Source organism: Streptomyces sp. NBC_00667 (assembly GCF_036226825.1).
GTDB lineage: Bacteria > Actinomycetota > Actinomycetes > Streptomycetales > Streptomycetaceae > Streptomyces.
Genome location: NZ_CP109022.1, coordinates 2,919,070 through 2,936,308 on the forward strand (window position 1 = coordinate 2,919,070; position 17,239 = coordinate 2,936,308).

General features: G+C 70.6%; 15 protein-coding genes and 1 tRNA gene. 10 read left to right on the top strand and 6 right to left on the bottom strand.

Annotated elements, in window-relative coordinates; genetic code table 11:
* Positions 1-131 precede the first annotated feature (131 nt).
* The 6 genes from OHA81_RS13550 to pth all read left to right on the top strand — a co-directional run bounded on the left by OHA81_RS13550 (position 132) and on the right by pth (position 5,305).
* The gene (locus OHA81_RS13550; RefSeq protein ID WP_329195862.1) at positions 132-1,031 is read left to right on the top strand and encodes a hypothetical protein; all 900 of its coding nucleotides are present in this window, start codon (positions 132-134) and stop codon (positions 1,029-1,031) included.
* Positions 1,032-1,053: 22 nt separating this feature from the next.
* Positions 1,054-1,126, top strand: a tRNA-Gln gene (locus OHA81_RS13555).
* Between the two features lie 111 nt (positions 1,127-1,237).
* Positions 1,238-2,686: a bifunctional UDP-N-acetylglucosamine diphosphorylase/glucosamine-1-phosphate N-acetyltransferase GlmU gene (gene glmU / locus OHA81_RS13560; RefSeq protein ID WP_329195864.1), complete on the top strand. Its 1,449-nt coding sequence runs from the start codon at positions 1,238-1,240 to the stop codon at positions 2,684-2,686.
* 145 nt (positions 2,687-2,831) lie between these two features.
* The gene (locus tag OHA81_RS13565; RefSeq protein WP_136213578.1) at positions 2,832-3,809 is read left to right on the top strand and encodes a ribose-phosphate diphosphokinase; all 978 of its coding nucleotides are present in this window, start codon (positions 2,832-2,834) and stop codon (positions 3,807-3,809) included.
* Positions 3,810-4,016: 207 nt separating this feature from the next.
* The gene (locus tag OHA81_RS13570; protein ID WP_329195866.1) at positions 4,017-4,604 is read left to right on the top strand and encodes a 50S ribosomal protein L25/general stress protein Ctc; all 588 of its coding nucleotides are present in this window, start codon (positions 4,017-4,019) and stop codon (positions 4,602-4,604) included.
* Between the two features lie 110 nt (positions 4,605-4,714).
* The gene (pth, locus tag OHA81_RS13575) at positions 4,715-5,305 is read left to right on the top strand and encodes an aminoacyl-tRNA hydrolase (protein ID WP_329195868.1); all 591 of its coding nucleotides are present in this window, start codon (positions 4,715-4,717) and stop codon (positions 5,303-5,305) included.
* A 71-nt stretch (positions 5,306-5,376) separates the two neighbouring features.
* Here pth and ppc read toward each other — a convergent pair whose 3' ends face one another.
* On the bottom strand, positions 5,377-8,070 hold the full coding sequence (gene ppc, locus OHA81_RS13580) for a phosphoenolpyruvate carboxylase (RefSeq protein ID WP_329202251.1): 2,694 nt from the start codon (positions 8,068-8,070) through the stop codon (positions 5,377-5,379).
* A 381-nt stretch (positions 8,071-8,451) separates the two neighbouring features.
* Here ppc and OHA81_RS13585 point away from each other — a divergent pair, with 381 nt between their 5' ends.
* The 3 genes from OHA81_RS13585 (at position 8,452) to OHA81_RS13595 (ending at position 12,096) form a co-directional block, all read left to right on the top strand.
* Entirely contained in the window at positions 8,452-9,432 is a 981-nt protein-coding gene (locus OHA81_RS13585) for an acyl-CoA desaturase (RefSeq protein ID WP_329195869.1), read from the top strand.
* Positions 9,429-10,103, top strand: coding sequence for a TetR family transcriptional regulator (locus tag OHA81_RS13590; RefSeq protein WP_443056530.1), 675 nt, complete (start codon positions 9,429-9,431; stop codon positions 10,101-10,103). Before OHA81_RS13585 ends, OHA81_RS13590 begins: the two co-directional genes overlap by 4 nt.
* A 196-nt stretch (positions 10,104-10,299) precedes the next feature.
* A complete protein-coding gene (locus tag OHA81_RS13595; protein ID WP_329195871.1) occupies positions 10,300-12,096 on the top strand; it encodes an FG-GAP repeat domain-containing protein in 1,797 nt (598 codons plus the stop codon).
* A gap of 62 nt (positions 12,097-12,158) precedes the next feature.
* On the opposite strand, the gene OHA81_RS13600 is transcribed toward OHA81_RS13595, so the two are convergent.
* Together OHA81_RS13600 and OHA81_RS13605 are read right to left on the bottom strand one after the other, a co-directional pair.
* A complete protein-coding gene (locus OHA81_RS13600; RefSeq protein WP_329195873.1) occupies positions 12,159-12,521 on the bottom strand; it encodes a VOC family protein in 363 nt (120 codons plus the stop codon).
* Position 12,522: 1 nt separating this feature from the next.
* On the bottom strand, positions 12,523-13,380 hold the full coding sequence (locus OHA81_RS13605; protein WP_329195875.1) for a trans-aconitate 2-methyltransferase: 858 nt from the start codon (positions 13,378-13,380) through the stop codon (positions 12,523-12,525).
* A gap of 176 nt (positions 13,381-13,556) precedes the next feature.
* On the opposite strand from OHA81_RS13605, the gene OHA81_RS13610 reads away from it, so the two are divergent.
* The gene (locus tag OHA81_RS13610) at positions 13,557-14,054 is read left to right on the top strand and encodes a MarR family winged helix-turn-helix transcriptional regulator (RefSeq protein ID WP_329195877.1); all 498 of its coding nucleotides are present in this window, start codon (positions 13,557-13,559) and stop codon (positions 14,052-14,054) included.
* On the opposite strand, the gene OHA81_RS13615 is transcribed toward OHA81_RS13610, so the two are convergent.
* From OHA81_RS13615 to OHA81_RS13625, 3 genes are all read right to left on the bottom strand, one after another.
* Positions 14,013-14,786 carry a response regulator transcription factor gene (locus tag OHA81_RS13615; protein ID WP_329195878.1) on the bottom strand — a complete coding sequence of 258 codons (774 nt, stop codon included), beginning with the start codon at positions 14,784-14,786 and terminating at the stop codon, positions 14,013-14,015. The two genes, OHA81_RS13610 and OHA81_RS13615, sit on opposite strands and share 42 nt — an antisense overlap.
* 538 nt (positions 14,787-15,324) lie before the next feature.
* A complete protein-coding gene (galE, locus tag OHA81_RS13620; RefSeq protein ID WP_329195880.1) occupies positions 15,325-16,284 on the bottom strand; it encodes a UDP-glucose 4-epimerase GalE in 960 nt (319 codons plus the stop codon).
* 137 nt (positions 16,285-16,421) lie between these two features.
* Positions 16,422-17,114, bottom strand: coding sequence for a response regulator transcription factor (locus OHA81_RS13625; RefSeq protein ID WP_329195882.1), 693 nt, complete (start codon positions 17,112-17,114; stop codon positions 16,422-16,424).
* Positions 17,115-17,239: the final 125 nt, after the last annotated feature.

Consider the following 17,239-nt stretch of genomic DNA (forward strand, 5'->3'; position numbering starts at 1 on the left):
GCCGTCCAGCGTACGCAGCGCCCCCACCACGGCTCCGCGGGATTTTCCGGCAAACCGCCGGTAATCGCACGTACGACTGAACGTGTCGCCCATCGATACCTGAATCCCACATTCCGGACGACATTGGCGACATGACCGAAATCCGACGTCGCCCGGGCGACGGCACCGGCGGCCTCCGCACGGGCGCCACCACGTTCGACGCCCTTCGCGAGCAAGCCGTCACCCTCCGCCGCGAAGGCCTCAGCCGCCGCCAGATCCGCGACCGCCTGCACGTCCACAACAACGACATCCTCAACCGCCTGCTGGAGGGCGAACCGGCCCCCGAATGGACGAAGCGCCCCAACGCCAAGGACGACCTCCGCGCCCGCGCCCGCGAACTCCGCCTCCAGGGCCTGACCTACGACCAGATACAGGTCGAGCTCGGCTGCTCGAAGAGCTCCATCTCCCTCTGGGTCCGCGACCTGCCGAAGCCGGAGCGGAAGGTGCGACCCCCCGGCACCGACATGGTGCGGGCTCAGCAGGGGCGCAAGGAGGCACACTTGCGTCGCCAGGCGGCGTACGAAGAAGACCGCCGGGCGGCACAGGAGGAGGTCGGATCCCTCACCGACAGGGAATTGTTCCTGCTCGGCGTCGGCCTCTACTGGGCCGAAGGCGGAAAGACCAAGCCCCACAGGCCACAACCGCAGATCAGCTTCGTGAACAGCGATCCGGGCATGATCAGGACGTTCCTGGCGTGGCTGCGCCTCCTCGGCGTGGACGACGACCGCCTGAGGTTCACGCTGCAGATCCACGAATCCGCCGACGCGGCCGCGGCGGCAGAGTACTGGACCGGTGTCGTCGGCCTCGACGCCTCCCACTTCGGCAAGACGACGTTGAAGCGGCACAACCCTCTCACCAACCGCAAGAACACGGGCGACACGTACCGCGGCTGTCTCACGGTGCGCGTCCTGAAGGGCTCTGATTTGTACCGTCGCATTGAAGGCACCTGGTACGGCATAGTAGGTGCCGTCGACTTGACCATGAGGACGTAATGTCCGGTTTAGTCGGACATAGTCCCCCGTAGTGTAATTGGCAGCACAATGGCTTTTGGTGCCATTAGGTTCGGGTTCGAGTCCTGACGGGGGAGCCTCAAGCCGGTTCGGGTCCTGACCTCCGCGGTCGGGACCCGGCCTCGTTTCCGGCCCCCGGCCCACCGGTATCCTTCACGGGTCCACCCCCGAAGCCGAAGGGCATCCCCGTGAGCGCAACCCGCCCGGCAGCCGTCGTCGTACTCGCAGCGGGTGAAGGCACCCGCATGAAGTCGGCCACTCCCAAGGTTCTGCACGAGATCGCCGGGCGCTCGCTCGTCGGCCACGTCGTCGCCGCCTCGCGCGAGCTGGACCCCGCGCACCTCGTGGTCGTCGTCGGCCACGCCCGCGAGAAGGTCGCCGCGCACCTCGCCGAGATCGACCCGGGTGTCCGCACCGCCGTCCAGTACGAGCAGAACGGCACCGGGCACGCCGTCCGGATGGCCCTCGAAGAGCTTGGCGGCGAGATCGCCGGGACCGTGGTGGTCGTCTGCGGCGACACCCCGCTGCTGACCGGCGAGACGCTCCGGCAGCTCGCGCGCACGCACGAGGCCGACGGCAACGCCGTCACCGTGCTCACCGCCGAGGTCCCCGACTCGACCGGCTACGGGCGGATCGTCCGGGACGCGGCGACCGGCGCCGTGACGGCCATCGTGGAGCACAAGGACGCGACCGACGCCCAGCGCGCGATCCGTGAGATCAACTCCGGGGTCTTCGCGTTCGACGGGGCGCTGCTGAGCGATGCGCTCGGCAAGGTTCGTACCGACAACAGCCAGGGCGAGGAGTACCTGACGGACGTCCTCGGCATCCTGCGTGAGGCGGGGCACCGTGTCGGGGCGGCCGTGGGTTCGGATCACCGGCAGATCCTGGGGATCAACAACCGGGTGCAGCTGGCGGAGGCGCGGGCGTTGTTGAACGCGCGGTTGCTGGAGCGGGCGATGCTGGCGGGTGTGACGGTGGTGGATCCGGCGAGCACGTTCGTGGACGTGACGGTGACGTTCGGGCAGGACGCGGTGGTCCACCCGGGGACGCAGTTGCTGGGGGGCACGCATGTCGCCGAGGGGGCCGAGGTCGGTCCGAACACGCGGCTGACGGACACGCGGGTGGGTGCGGGGGCGCGGGTGGACAACACGGTCGCGGATTCCGCGGTGATCGGGGAGTCGGCGACCGTCGGCCCGTTCGCGTACCTGCGTCCGGGGACGAACCTGGGTGCGAAGGCCAAGGCGGGCACGTACGTCGAGATGAAGAACGCGACGATCGGTGAGGGTACGAAGGTGCCGCACCTGTCGTACGTGGGGGACGCGACGATCGGTGAGTACTCCAACATCGGTGCGGCGAGCGTGTTCGTGAATTACGACGGTGAGCACAAGCACCACACGACGATCGGTTCACACTGCAAGACGGGTTCGGACAACATGTTTGTGGCGCCCGTCACGGTCGGGGACGGTGCTTACACGGCGGCCGGGTCGGTGATCACGAAGGATGTGCCGGCGGGTGCGCTGGCCGTCGCCCGTGGCCAGCAGCGGAATATCGAGGGTTGGGTGGCGCGTAAGCGTCCGGGGAGTGCCGCTGCTGCGGCGGCCGAGTCGGCGGTCGGGGAGGGCTCGGGGCCGCGTTGAGCGGCTGTCCGGGTGAACTGACCGGAAACAGGTGCGTCGGCGACGGCGTACCGTGATAGGTGCACGCAATTCGGCTGGCTCACCGTGTGCGGGACGGACGCGCACGGGGGCGAGCAGCTTTCAACACGTCTGAGGAGACTGTGCTGTGACCGGGATCAAGACGACCGGCGAGAAGAAGCTGATGCTCTTCTCCGGCCGCGCCCACCCCGAGCTGGCCGAGGAGGTCGCGCACCAGTTGGGCGTCGCCCTGGTGCCGACGAAGGCTTTCGACTTCGCGAACGGTGAGATCTACGTCCGCTTCCAGGAGTCGGCGCGTGGTGCGGACTGCTTCCTGATCCAGAGCCACACGGCTCCGATCAACAAGTGGATCATGGAGCAGTTGATCATGATCGACGCGTTGAAGCGTGCCTCGGCGCGTTCCATCACCGTGATCGTGCCGTCGTACGGGTATGCCCGTCAGGACAAGAAGCACAAGGGCCGTGAGCCGATCTCCGCGCGTCTGGTGGCGGATCTGCTCAAGACGGCGGGTGCGGACCGGATCCTGACCGTGGACCTGCACACGGACCAGATCCAGGGCTTCTTCGACGGTCCGGTGGACCACCTGTCGGCGCTGACGGTCCTGGCGGACTACGTGGGCGCGAAGGTGGACCGGTCGAAGCTGACGATCGTGTCTCCGGACGCGGGCCGGGTGCGGGTGGCGGACCGCTGGTGTGACCGTCTGGACGCGCCGCTGGCGATCGTGCACAAGCGGCGTGACAAGGACGTGGCGAACCAGGTGACCGTCCACGAGGTCGTGGGTGAGGTCAAGGGCCGGGTCTGCGTCCTGGTGGACGACATGATCGACACGGGTGGCACGATCTGCGCCGCGGCCGACGCGCTGTTCGCGCACGGTGCGGAGGACGTGATCGTGACGGCGACGCACGGCATCCTGTCGGGTCCCGCGGCTGATCGTCTGAAGAACTCGAAGGTGAGCGAGTTCGTGTTCACGAACACGCTGCCGGACCCGTCGGACCTGGAGCTGGACAAGATCACGGTGCTGTCGATCGCGCCGATGATCGCGCGTGCGGTGCGTGAGGTGTTCGAGGACGGTTCGGTCACGAGCCTGTTCGAAGAGCAGCAGTAGGAGCCGTCGCAGGAGCGGCCGGCGTCCTGCGCCGCTGATCCTTTTGGGTGTGGCCTCCCGGCCGGGTAGACTCTTCGAGTTGCTCGGCGAGGGAGGCCGTACCTGTTTTTCGGGTGCGGATGCTCCGTTATCGACGCGCTCTTCGTAGCAGGCCGTTCCGGCCGGGTGACCGTCGTCCTTCTTTCCGTCACCCCACGAGGAGTGAGCATGTCCGAGGTCAAGCTTTCCGCCCAGCTCCGTGACACCTTCGGCAAGGGCTCTGCCCGCCAGGCCCGTCGCGACGCGCTGGTTCCCGGTGTCATCTACGGTCACGGCACCGACCCGAAGCACGTCAACGTCGAGGGCCACGGCCTGCTGCTGGCGCTGCGTACGCCGAACGTCCTGATCTCCCTGGACATCGCGGGTGGCGGCACCGAGCTGGTCATCCCGAAGGCCGTGCAGAAGCACCCGCTGAAGCGCTCCATCTCGCACGTCGACTTCCTGATCGTCAAGAAGGGCGAGAAGGTCACGGTCGACGTTCCGGTCGTCACCGAGGGCGAGCTGGCCCCGGGCGGCAACCTGCTGGAGACGCTGCTGAACACGATCTCCGTCGAGACCGAGGCCACCCACATCCCGACCGAGGTCACCGTCTCGATCGCGGGCCTGGAGGCCGGCGCGACCGTTCACGCTTCGGACCTGGTCCTGCCGCAGGGCACCACCCTGGCCGTCGACGGTGAGACCCCGGTTCTGCAGGTCGTCGCCCCGCAGGCCGAGGAGCCGGCCGCCGAGGCCGCCGCCGAGGGCACCGAGGCCTGAGTTCCGCCTCTCCCCCTCAGCAATTCGCAGCACTTGCTGAACGACCGCCGTCCGGCTCCACTGGAGCGGGACGGCGGTCGTCTTCGTTCCAGGCACGTAAGGAGCTTTTGATGTCGGACGACGCGGCGCCCTGGCTGATCGTCGGTCTCGGGAATCCCGGGGCGGAGTACGCGGGCAACCGCCACAACATCGGGTTCATGGTGGTGGACCTGCTGGCGGAGCGGATGCGCGGGAAGTTCAAGGCGCACAAGGCGCGGGCGCAGGTGGTGGAGGGCCGGATGGGTGCTCCGGGTCCGGCGAACCGGCGGGTGGTGCTGGCGAAGCCGATGTCGTTCATGAACTTGTCGGGCGGGCCGGTGTCGGCGCTGCGGGACTTCTACAAGGTGCCGTTGGAGCGGGTCGTCGCGGTGCACGACGAGCTGGACATCGACTATCCGACGCTCCGGTTGAAGCTGGGTGGCGGTGACAACGGGCACAACGGGTTGAAGTCGATGACGAAGGCGATGGGGCCGGATTACCACCGGGTGCGGTGCGGTATCGGGCGGCCGCCGGGCCGGATGCAGGTGGCGGACTTCGTGTTGAAGGACTTCTCGTCGACGGAGCGCAAGGAGCTGGACTGGTTCGTGGACCGGTCGGCGGATGCGGTGGAGTGTCTGATCCAGGAGGGTCTGGAGCGGGCGCAGTCGGCGTACAACGCGTAGCGGAACGGAAAAGGGGGTCTCCTCGTGCCTGTGGGCACGGGGGACCCCCTTTTCGTTGTGCCGCGTGCCGGTCAGCCGGTGTTGCGCAGGCCGGCGGCGACGCCGTTGACGGTGAGGAGGAGGGCGCGGGCGAGGAGCGGGTCGGGTTCTTCGCCGCGTTCGGCGGCGGCGCGCTGGCGGGCGAGGAGGGAGACCTGGAGGTAGGAGATGGGGTCGAGGTAGGCGTCGCGGACGGCGAAGGTCTGCTGGAGGACGGGGTGGGAGTCGAGGAGCTTCTCCCCGCCGGTGATGCGCAGGACTTCGCGGACGGTGAGTTCGTGCTCGGCTTCGATGCGGGTGAAGACGTGCTTGAGGTGGTCGGGGACGAGGGTGTCGACGTAGTGGCGGGCGATCCGCAGGTCCGTCTTGGCGAGGGTCATCTCGACGTTGGACAGGAAGTTGCGGAAGAAGTGCCAGCGCTTGCCCATCTCGGCGAGGGCGTCGTCCTGGCCGGCTTCGCGCAGGGCCTTGAGGCCGGAGCCGACGCCGTACCAGCCGGGGACGATCTGGCGGGACTGGGTCCAGCCGAAGACCCAGGGGATGGCGCGCAGGCCGTCGAGGCCGGCGCCGGAGTCGGGGCGGCGGGAGGGGCGGGAGCCGAGGTGGAGGTCGGCGAGCTGGTCGACGGGGGTGGCGGCGAAGAAGTAGGCGGGGAGGTCGGGGTCTTCGACGAGGGCGCGGTAGGCGGCGTGGGCGGCGTCGGAGACGGTGTCCATGGCCGCGTCCCAGCGGGCGAGGTCGTCGTGGGACTGGCGGGGGGCGGTGTGCAGGGCGGAGGCCTGCAGGGTCGCGGCGACGGTCAGTTCGAGGTTCTCGCGGGCGAGGGAGGGGACGAGGTACTTGTCGGAGATGACCTCGCCCTGCTCGGTGACCTTGATCTCGCCTTCGAGGGTGCCCCAGGGCTGGGCGAGGATCGCGTCGTGGGAGGGGCCGCCGCCGCGGCCGACGGTGCCGCCGCGGCCGTGGAAGAGGCGCAGGCGTACGCCGTAGCGGTGGGCGACGTCGCGCAGGCGGCGCTGGGCGCGGTGGATCTCCCACTGGCTGGTGGTGATGCCGCCGAACTTGGAGGAGTCGGAGTAGCCGAGCATGACCTCCTGGACGTCGCCGCGCAGGGAGACGAGGCGGCGGTAGGAGGGGTCGGCGAGCATGGCGTCGAGGATGACGTCGGCGGCCTTGAGTTCGTCGGTGGTTTCCAGGAGCGGGACGATGCCGATCTTGGCCCATCCGGCGTGGAGGTCGATGAGGCCGGCTTCGCGGGCGAGGACGGCGGCGGCGAAGACGTCGTCGGCGCCCTGGCACATCGAGATGATGTAGGACTCGATGACTTCGGGGCCGAACTTCTCGAAGGCGTCCTTGATGGCGAAGAAGACGCCGAGGGTCTTGGCGCCGGCCGCGTCGAGGGGTGCGGGGGTGGGGGCCAGGGGGCGGCGGGAGCGGAGTTCCTTGGCGAGGAGCTTGCCGCGGTAGTCGCGGGGCATGTCGGCGTAGCGCCAGGATTCCTCGCCGAGCCGGTCGAAGAGCTGGCCGAGGGCGTGGTGGTGGGCGTCGGCGTGTTCGCGGACGTCCATGGTGGCGAGCTGGAGGCCGAAGGCGGCGAGCGTGCGGATGGTGCGGTCCATGCGGCCGTCGGCGAAGAGGGCCGCGCGGTGTTCGCGCAGGGAGTTCTGGATGAGGGTGAGGTCGGCGAGGAGTTCGGCGGTGCCGAGGTAGTCGCGGCCGTCCTGGTGGGGGGTGGCGTGGGCGAGGCGTTCGCGGGTGTTGAGGAGCTTCTGGCGGATGCAGGTGGCCTTGAGGCGGTAGGGCTCTTCCGCGTTGAGGCGCTTGTAGCGGGGGCTGATCTCGGGCAGGCGTTCGAGGTCGGCCTGGAGGGAGGTGAGGAGTTCCTCGGTGGCTCCGGTGTAGCGGATGGAGTTGGACAGCAGTCCGCGCAGTTCGTCGATGGCGGCGAGGGCGTCGGTGATGCCGTGTTCGTGCTGGAGGATCAGGACGTCGCGGGTGACGTCGGGGGTGACGTTGGGGTTGCCGTCGCGGTCGCCGCCGATCCAGGTGCCGAAGGTGAGGGGGCGGGTGCCGGGGGGCAGCTCGACGCCGACGCGCTGGAGTTCGGCGGCGAGGTCTTCGAGTACGTCCCCGACGGCGCCGGCGTGCAGCTCGTCGAGGTAGTAGATGGCGTTGCGGGCTTCGTCGGCGGGTTCGGGACGTACGACGCGCAGTTCGTCGGTCTGCCAGACGAGGTCGATGTTCTCGGCGAGCCGCAGGTCGTGGCGGCGGCGTTCGCCGGCGCCGGTGGCGGGCTCTTCGAGGAGGGCGGCGATGCGGCGCAGCTTGTTGAGGACGCTGCGGCGGGCCGCTTCGGTGGGGTGGGCGGTGAAGACGGGCCGGACGTTGAGGTTCTTGACCGTTTCGCGCAGGTGTGCGGGGTCGGCGTCCTTGAGCATGTCGGCGGTACGGGCGAGGAGGCCGCCTTCGGCGGCCCGGTGGGCGCGCAGTTCCTTGCCGCGGTGTACCTGTTCGGTGACGTTGGCGAGGTGGAAGTAGGTGGAGAAGGCGCGGACGAGCTTGGCGGCGGTTTCCAGGTCGGTGTCGCCGAGGAGCCGGGCGGCGGCTTCGCCGTCGGTGCGGGTGAGGGCGCGGACGCGTTCGACGAGGTCGAGGAGGTCCTGGCCTTCCTGGCGTACGAGGGTCTCGCCGAGGAGGTCGCCGAGGCGGCGGATGTCGGCGCGCAGTTCCGCGTTGGCGGTGGCGGCCTGCGTGAGGGTGGCCTTGGTGGCCGGGGCCTGGGTGACGGGGGCCTGGGCGGCCTGGTCAGCACTGCTCACAGGTGCGGCTCCTTGCAGTGTTCGAGCGCTACTGGGCGGTGGGCTCCCCGGGGTGGGCGCGGCGGTGCCGCTGCGCAGCCCGGGCTGCCCGTGCGGACCGCGCTGTCCGACGGGACCAGGATAGGTGGCCGGTGCTCGTGGGACGGCAGCGCGGGGCTGCTCCGCCCGGTGGGCGTGCTCCTCTTGCCGGGGGCGGGAGCTTTGCCATACTTACGTTGCCGTAGGTTACGGGACCGTAGGGTCCGTGATCATGCGCCCTCCGTCTCCTCACCCCCCAGGGGATCCACTGTGGCCATCACCGACGAACTGATCGAGGGCGCTGCGGCGCCGTCCCGAACGAGTGAGCCGTCCGCGACGCGCGGCGGCGAGAGCAAGCGGTCCGTCGAGCAGATCGCGTTGTTGCTGTTCATCATCCTCCCGTTCGTCGCGCTGCTGGGGGCGATCCCGCTGGCCTGGGGCTGGGGGGTGAGCTGGCTGGACGTGGGCCTGATGGTGTTCATGTACTTCCTGGCGTGCCACGGCATCACGATCGGTTTCCACCGCTATTTCACGCACGGTTCCTTCAAGGCGAAGCGGCCGCTGCGGATCGTGCTGGCGGTGATGGGCTCGATGGCGGTGGAGGGGCCGCTGGTGCGGTGGGTGGCGGATCACCGCAAGCACCACAAGTTCTCCGATCACGAGGGTGACCCGCATTCGCCGTGGCGGTTCGGCGAGACGGTCCCGGCGCTGATGAAGGGGCTGTGGTGGGCGCACATCGGATGGCTGTTCGACGAGGAGCAGACGAACCAGGCGAAGTACGCGCCGGATCTGATCAAGGACCCTGCGATCCGCCGGATCTCCCGGGACTTCGTACTGTGGACGGTGGTGTCGTTGGCGATCCCGCCGCTGGTGGGGGGTCTGGTGACGATGTCGTGGTGGGGGGCCTTCACGGCGTTCTTCTGGGGTTCGCTGGTGCGGGTCGCGCTGTTGCACCACGTGACGTGGTCGATCAATTCGATCTGCCACGCGGTGGGCAAGCGCCCGTTCAAGTCGCGGGACCGGTCGGGGAACGTGTGGTGGCTCGCGGTGCTGTCGTGCGGCGAATCGTGGCACAACCTGCACCACGCGGAGCCGACGTCGGCGCGCCACGGTGTGCTGCGGGGGCAGGTCGATTCCAGTGCGCGGCTGATCCGCTGGTTCGAACAGCTGGGATGGGCCTCTGACGTGCGGTGGCCTTCGGAGTCCCGCATCGACGCCCGGCGCAAGGAAATGTCTTCGAACGCGGCATGATGGGGGACGTGGCGATCGACGGCAGCAGTTCCAGCGGTGACAAGCCCCGGCGTGGCCGCCGGGTGCGGATGACGGGGGCGGAGCGGCGTCAGCAGTTGCTGGACATCGGCCGGGCGCTGTTCGCCGAAAGGGGTTTCGAGGGCACCTCGGTGGAGGAGATCGCGGCGAAGGCCGGGGTGTCGAAGCCGGTGGTGTACGAGCACTTCGGCGGCAAGGAAGGCCTGTACGCGGTGGTCGTGGACCGCGAGATGCGGCAGCTGCTGGAGGGGGTGACGGGTGCGCTGACAGCCGGGCATCCGCGGGAGCTCCTGGAGCAGGCGGCTTTCGCGCTGCTGGACTACATCGAGAGTTATACGGACGGGTTCCGGATCCTGGTGCGGGATTCGCCGGTGGCGCAGTCGACGGGGACGTTCGCGTCGCTGATCAGTGATATCGCCACGCAGGTGGAGGACATCCTTGGTCTGGAGTTCAAGGCCCGGGGCTTCGACCCGAAGCTGGCCCCGCTGTACGCGCAGGCGCTGGTGGGGATGGTGGCGCTGACCGGCCAGTGGTGGCTGGAGACACGGCGTCCGAAGAAGGCGGAAGTGGCGGCGCACCTGGTCAACCTGGCCTGGCACGGCCTGGAGAACCTGGAGGCCCGGCCCCGCCTGGTGGGCCACCGCAGGAGCTGACGACGCGTCCTGGCGCCCCGACCACCCCGAGGTCGAAAGGTTGTACGGAAAACTACTTTGACCTCGGGAAACGCGCCAGTACTGTGGGGCCACTCCCGGGGGGGAAGTACGACCGACGCCCTGTGCCTGTGCCGGCCTGCGCCGGCGACCGTCGTGATGACCACCCGGTTCCACTGCGAATCACTGGGGAACCCACTTGCGCTCTTCGCGCCTCGGCCGCATCGCGGCCTGCACCGCTCTCGCCCTCTCCGCGGGCACCCTGCTCTCCGTGGGCCAGGCGACCGCTGCCGGCAAGACCTCGGACCGCCCGGCACCTGCCGCGGCCACGCCGGGGGCCGGCCCCAAGGCCGCCGTCCCGCACGCCGCCGCCCCGGCCCCCGGCGTGGTGGCGCCGAACGCCAAGCCCGCGGGCAAGGGCGCGCGCTCGGCCGCCCCCCAGGGCGTCGCCGCCGCCGCTGCCGCGGGGGCCGTCTCCCAGCCGCGCCTGGACCTGGACGGCGACGGTTTCAGCGACCTGGTCTTCCGCGACACGCGCGGCTTCACCCGCGCCTTCGCGACCAGCGCTCCCGCGGGCAACCCCGCCACCGACTTCCGCATCCAGGGCGACGAGACCGAGTCGGTCAAGGACATCATCGCCCTCGGCAACGTCGGCGGCGGCTGGAACCCCGAGATCCTCACGCTCACCTTCGACGGCAAGCTCCAGCTCCGCGAGACCTCCGGCGGCTACGCCGGTGCGCCGACCTGGACCGGCTCCGGCTGGCAGATGTACAACCGCGTCATCGCGGCGGGCGACCTGAACAAGGACGGCCGCCCCGACGTCATCGCCCGCACGCCGGCCGGTGACCTGTACTACTACAAGAGCACCGGCAACCTCGCCAACCCGTTCGCGGCCGCGGTGAAGGTCAGCGGCGGCTGGAACCAGTACGACCAGATCGTCGGCCTGAGCGACATCGACGGCGACGGCGACGCGGACGTGCTGGGCCGTACGTACACGGGCGAGCTGTTCCTCCACAAGGGCACCGGCAACGGCGCCAGCCCGTTCGAGTGGCGCACGCAGATCGCCACCGGCTGGACCGGCTACACGCAGATCATCGCCGCCGACGACATCGACGGCGACGGCAAGGCCGACATGATGGGCGTCACCCCCACCGGTGACCTGTTCTGCCACTTCTCCGAGGGCAACGGCCTGTTCAGCCAGCAGTACGACTGCGGCTCGAACTGGAAGAGCACCGAGCTCTTCCTCGGTGCGGGCATCACCCCGGTCTACGGCAAGCACAACGTCGGCACGGTCGACGCCGCCGGCCAGTACTGGTCGTACGACAACAAGAGCGACGGCTCGCTCTTCGAGCCGCGCAAGTCCGGCGACTTCGTCTGGCCGGACGACGGCTCCAAGCTGGTCGGCGTCAGCGGCCTGGACAAGACCAGCTGGGGCCACAAGTTCCAGTTCAACCAGTGGGGTCTGACCAACCGCACCACGAACCAGAACATCGCCGGCGACTGGTGGGGCGTCACCAACGCGGTCCTCGGCGGCGGCGACGTCTCCGGCGACGGCAAGGGCGACCTGCTGACCCGCGACATCTGGGGCAACCTGTACGTCCACCAGGGCAACGGCACCGGCAACGCCTTCGCCGCCCCGCTCAACATCGGCGGCGGCTGGGACCAGTACAAGCAGCTCGCCGCCGGTGACTTCAACGGTGACGGCTACGCGGACATGGTCGGCATCGACAACAACGGCGGCCTGTACTTCCACCCGGGCACCGGCAAGGCCTCGGCACCGTTCGGCACCCGCTGGCTGGTCTACGCGTTCATGGGCGGCTACAAGGACATCATGTCGCCCGGTGACCTCACCGGTGACGGCAAGGCGGACCTGGTCCTCGTCGACGCCGGCGGCAACGCGTTCCGCATGGAGGGCGGCCACAGCCTGTTCGGCAGCCAGGTCCTCACCCCGCAGGTCATGTTCCGCGGCAACATGAGCTACCGCAGCATCGGCTGACCCGCCCGCACCACGCCCCGGCGCCCCGCCACCGCAGCTGCGGTGGCGGGGCGCCGTCGTGCTCACGGGGCGGGTTCGAGGAATTCGAGGCGGTTGCCGACCGGGTCGTGGGAGAAGAACCGCTTGTGACCGGGCAGGGCGGTGTCCCAGTGGACGTCGGCTCCGTGGTCGCGGAGCCGGCCGGCGTAGGCCTCGATCCCGGTGACGCGCAGGCCCGGGTGGGCTTTGCGGGCGGGACGGAAGTCGTCTTCGATGCCGAGGTGGAGCTGTACGGGCCCCGCGGCGAACCAGCAGCCGCCGCGGGCGGCGAGGGCGGGCGGTTTGGGCAGTTCGGTCATGCCGAGGGCGTCCGTGTAATAGCGGCGCAGGCGGTCCTCGGAGCCGGGCGGCGCGGCGAGTTGCACGTGGTCCAGTGCGCTGAGCACCTCATGCCTCCTTGCGGGCGACGGCGAAGATGCGGCGGAAGGGGAACACGGTGCCCCGGGGGCCCGGGGGGTAGGCGGCGCGCAGGGCTTCGCGGTATTCGGCGAGGAAGGAGTCGATGGCTTCCTTGTCGTCGCCGAGTTCGGTCAGGACGGGGCGCAGGGCGGTGCCCTTGACCCAGTCGAGGACGGGGTCGGGGCCGGACAGCATCTGGTGGTAGGTGGTCTCCCAGACGTCGACGGCGCAGCCGAGCTCGGTGAAGCGGGCGAGGTATTCGGCGGGTTCGAGGATGTGGACGTAGCGCGCGCCGTGGCCGGCGAGGCGGTCGCGCCAGCGCGGGGTGTCGCACAGGTCGGCGAGCATCCGGTGGCTGGGCGCGGTGAAGTTGCCGGGGATCTGGAAGGCGAAGGTGCCGCCGGGCCGCAGTGCGGTGATCCAGGCCGCGAAGGAGCCGGGGTGGTTGGGCACCCACTGGAGGGCGGCGTTGGAGACGATCAGGTCGTAGGACTCCTCCGGGTGCCAGTCGGCGAGGTCCGCGTGCGCGAAGTCCAGGTGGCCGCCGCCCGGGGTGGGTCCGGCGTGGTCGTGGGCGGCGCGGCGGAGCATCTCCGGGGAGAGGTCGAAACCGGTGATGCGGGCCCGGGGCCAGCGGTCGGCGAGCAGGGCGGTGACGTTGCCGGGGCCGCAGCCGAGGTCGGCGATGCGTGCGGGGGTGGTGGGGAGCTCGGGTATGCGCGTCAGCAGGTCGAGAAAGGGGCGCGTGCGGTGCCCGGCGTGCCGGAGGTACTGCTGGGGGTCCCAGACGGGCGCCACGGAAGAGGTGACGACGGGCGTCGGGGCCGGGGCGGTGTCGGAGTGCATGTACGAAGCCTCCCTGCTGATGGGGCGGTTGGAAGCGGAAGCCGTCCGGCCCCCTCCATTCCCATCCTGGCCGAATATATATCTTGATGTCAAGATACTCGACATCAAGGTATCCAGTGTCCAAGACCCTTGAATTGAAGAGACTTCACGTCGACAGACCCCTTACACTGATCGGCATGGAGGACGAGGTCGACCGACTGGTCGCGGCATGGCGGCGAGAACGCCCTGACCTCGACGTTGAACCGCTCGAAGTGCTGAGCCGGGTGAGCCGGCTCGCCCGCCACCTCGACCGCGCCCGCAGGCTGGCCTTCTCCGAGCACGGCCTGGAGCCCTGGGAGTTCGACGTCCTCACCTCGCTGCGCCGCGCCGGCGCCCCGTACCAGCTCTCGCCCGGCCAGCTGCTGACCCAGACCCTGGTCACCTCCGGCACCATGACCAACCGCATCGACCGGCTCGCGAAGAAGGGCCTGGTGGAGCGGCTCCCCGACCCCAGCGACCGGCGCGGCGTACTGGTCCGGCTGACCCCCGAGGGCCGCGACCGCGCCGACCAGTCCCTGGCCGGGCTGCTGGCGCAGGAACGCGCCATCCTCGCCCAGCTCTCCCAGGACCAGCGCGGTGACCTCGCGGCGCTGCTACGCAGGCTGACCGCTCCGTTCGACAACATCCCCGGCTAGCTCCGCCGGACGCACCCCGGCCCGCCGGGCCAGCGCCACCGCCGCGAGCGTGGAGTGCACCCCGAGCTTGCCCAGGACGTTCTGCATGTGGGTGCGGACGGTGTGCGGGGACAGGAACAGCCGAGCGGCCACGTCCTTGCGGCCCAGCCCGGCCACCATGCACCGCAGCACCTCGTGCTCGCGCGGCGTCAGCGACTCCACCAGCCGCTCACTGTCCGTACGGTGCTTGCGCGCCGCGGTCAGCTCGCGCAGTACCCCGGTCAGCAGGGCGGGCGGCAGGTGCGTCTCCTCCCGCAGCACCCCGCGGATGACGGCCAGCAGCCGCGAGAGCGAGCAGTCCTTGGCCACCCAGCCGGAGGCCCCGGCCTGGAGCGCGAGCGCGGCCCGGCGGGGGTCGTCGCGTTCGGCGAGGACCACCGTACGCACCCCCGGATGCGCCGTGCGCACGCTCGCGACCAGCGCGATCCCGTCCGCGCCGGGGGGCGCGGGCGGCGGCGCGGAACCCGGTGCGCGCTGTACGGGCACGGTCCCCGCGGCGGCGCCCAGGTCGGCGTCCACGAGCATGACGTCGAAGCGGCGGCCCTCGGCCGCGGCGCGTTCGAGGCAGCGCACGGCCGCGGGAGCACTGCCGGCCGCGGACACGTCCACGTCCGGCTCGGCCGCGAGTGCGGCCGCGAGAGATTCGGCGAAGATGCGGTGATCGTCGACGACGAGAACGCGGATACGAACCACGAAAACCCCCACGGGTCGGGGAACGGACGACGGCGGGTACGGCGCCCGGACCGGGTGGTGATCCGCAGCAGCCGCGGCCGCCGCCGAGACATCTCTGCACTACCCCGGAGCGGACGCCGTACCCGGCGTATCTCGACCCCTGAATCGACACCGGCCCCCACCGGTGTCACGCATCAGCGTAGAGCGGCCGGGCTCCGGCGGATGGCCGAATAGCAGAAGTTTTTCGACGGCTTTTCCGGCCCGGAGGCCCCGAACGGCCGCCGCCCTGGCCGGAATTCACCTATCCGCGTGATCCGGCGGACGGGCCGGGCCCTCGGTGCGTGCCACGGGCAGTTGCGCGGTGGGCGGTTCACCCGGCGTACGCACGCCGGGCGCCCGCGTAGGGCGCCCGGCGGCAGCGCGCGGCGACCCGGCGCGCGCCCCTGCCGGGTGGACGCCGCCGGCCCGGTCCGGAGATGCGGGCCGGTCAGGAGGGCCGGGCCGGTCGCGAGGGCGGAGCCGGTCCGGAGATGCGGGCCGGTCAGGAGGGCGGGGCCGGTCAGGAGTGGTTGCGGCGCGCGAAGTTCCAGGCGTCGGTCACGATGCCGGTGAGGTCGGAGCGGGAGGGGGTCCAGCCGAGGCGCTCGTGCGCCGTGCGGGCGGAGGCCACCAGCACCGCCGGGTCGCCCGGGCGGCGCGGGGCGACGACCTCGGGGATCTCCCGGCCGGTGACTTTGCGGACGGTCTCGATGACCTCGCGGACCGAGAAACCGCTGCCGTTGCCCAGGTTGCAGATCAGGTGCTCGCCCTCGGTGGCGACGCGCAGCGCCGACAGGTGGGCCTGCGCGAGGTCCGCGACGTGGATGTAGTCGCGCACGCAGGTGCCGTCGGGGGTCGGGTAGTCGTCCCCGAACACCGAGATGGACTCGCGCTGTCCGAGCGCGACCTGCAGGACCAGCGGGATCAGGTGCGTCTCGGGGTCGTGCCGCTCACCGAACTCCCCGTACGCGCCCGCCACGTTGAAGTAGCGCAGCGACACCGCGGCCAGGCCGTGCGCCACGCACTCCCCCGCGATCATGTGGTCGACGGCGAGCTTGGAGGCGCCGTAGGGGTTGGTCGGCGCGGTCACCGACGTCTCCGTCAGCAGGCCTTCGGTGGGCTCGCCGTAGGTGGCGGCGGTGGAGGAGAAGACGAGCTTGCGCACGCCCGCCCCGCGCATCGCGGTCAGCAGGGCGAGGGTGCCGCCGACGTTGTTGTCCCAGTACTTGCCGGGGTTCACGACGGACTCGCCGACCTGCGAGGAGGCCGCGAAGTGGAGCACGGCGTCGAAGGAGGGGTCCAGGTGCTCGGCGGCGTCCTGGATCCGCCCCTCGATCAGGGTGGCGCCCGCGGGGACGCCCTCGCCGAAGCCGGTGGAGAAGTTGTCGAGGACGGTCACCTCGTGGCCGGCTTCCAGGAGGTGGGCGGCGACGACGCCGCCCACGTATCCGGCGCCGCCCGTGACCAGGTACTTGCTCACTGCTGCTGCCTCTCGCGGGGGAACGCACGCGGGAAAGCGTGCAGGGTCCGGCTTACCGGATCGCACGCCTCCGGGGAAATCCGGGGGGCGCCGTGCCCGCAATCGCCCGTAACGCGGGCCCCGTGGCCCCGGGAACCTCAGGTCCCGGCGGTCGGCGGCCACACCGGCGGCGCGGCCCGCTCGAGGAGGCCGGTACGGGCGGCCAGCGCGGCCGCCTCCAGCCGCGAGCCCACGCCCAGCTTCATCAGGACCCGCTGGACGTGCGTACGGGCGGTGCTCGGCGCGATGGCCATGCCGGCCGCGATGAGCCGGGTGTCCTCGCCCTCCGCGACCCGGACCAGTACCTCCACCTCGCGCGGCGTGAGCAGCCGCAGCAGCCGGCTGCCCTCGTCGTCGGGCTGGGCGGCGGGGTTGAGCAGCTCCGCGAAGGCGCTCTGCAGCAGCTGCGGGGAGATGGCCACCTCCCCCGCCCGCGCCTTGGCCAGCGCCCGTTCCACGCCCTCGATGCGCTCGTCGTGGCGTACGTACCCGCAGGCGCCCGCGGCGAAGGCCGCGGCGATCCCGCGCGGGTTCGGCACGGGGCCGAGGACCACGACGGCGATCTGCGGGCGCTCGCGCCTGATGCGGACGACGGGTTCGAAGACGGCCGGCTCCGCGGGGGTGGCGGTACCGAAGAGGCAGACCTCGGGAGCGCGGCTGATGACCAGCTCGGCCGCTCCGGCGGCCGGCGCGGCGGCCGCGAGGACCCGGTGGCCGCGCAGTTTGAGGGCCGAGGCGAGCGCCTCGGCCAGCAGGCGGTGCTCGTCGACCACCATGACCCGTACGCCCATCAGGGCACCCTCCCCGTTCCTCCTGACCCGGCAAGCTACACGCTTGTTCGACGGGGCGTGCCGGTTACCGCGCGAAAGCCCCCGGAAGCGTGGGGTCGTCCGGGGGCTCGTACGCGCGTGGGGTC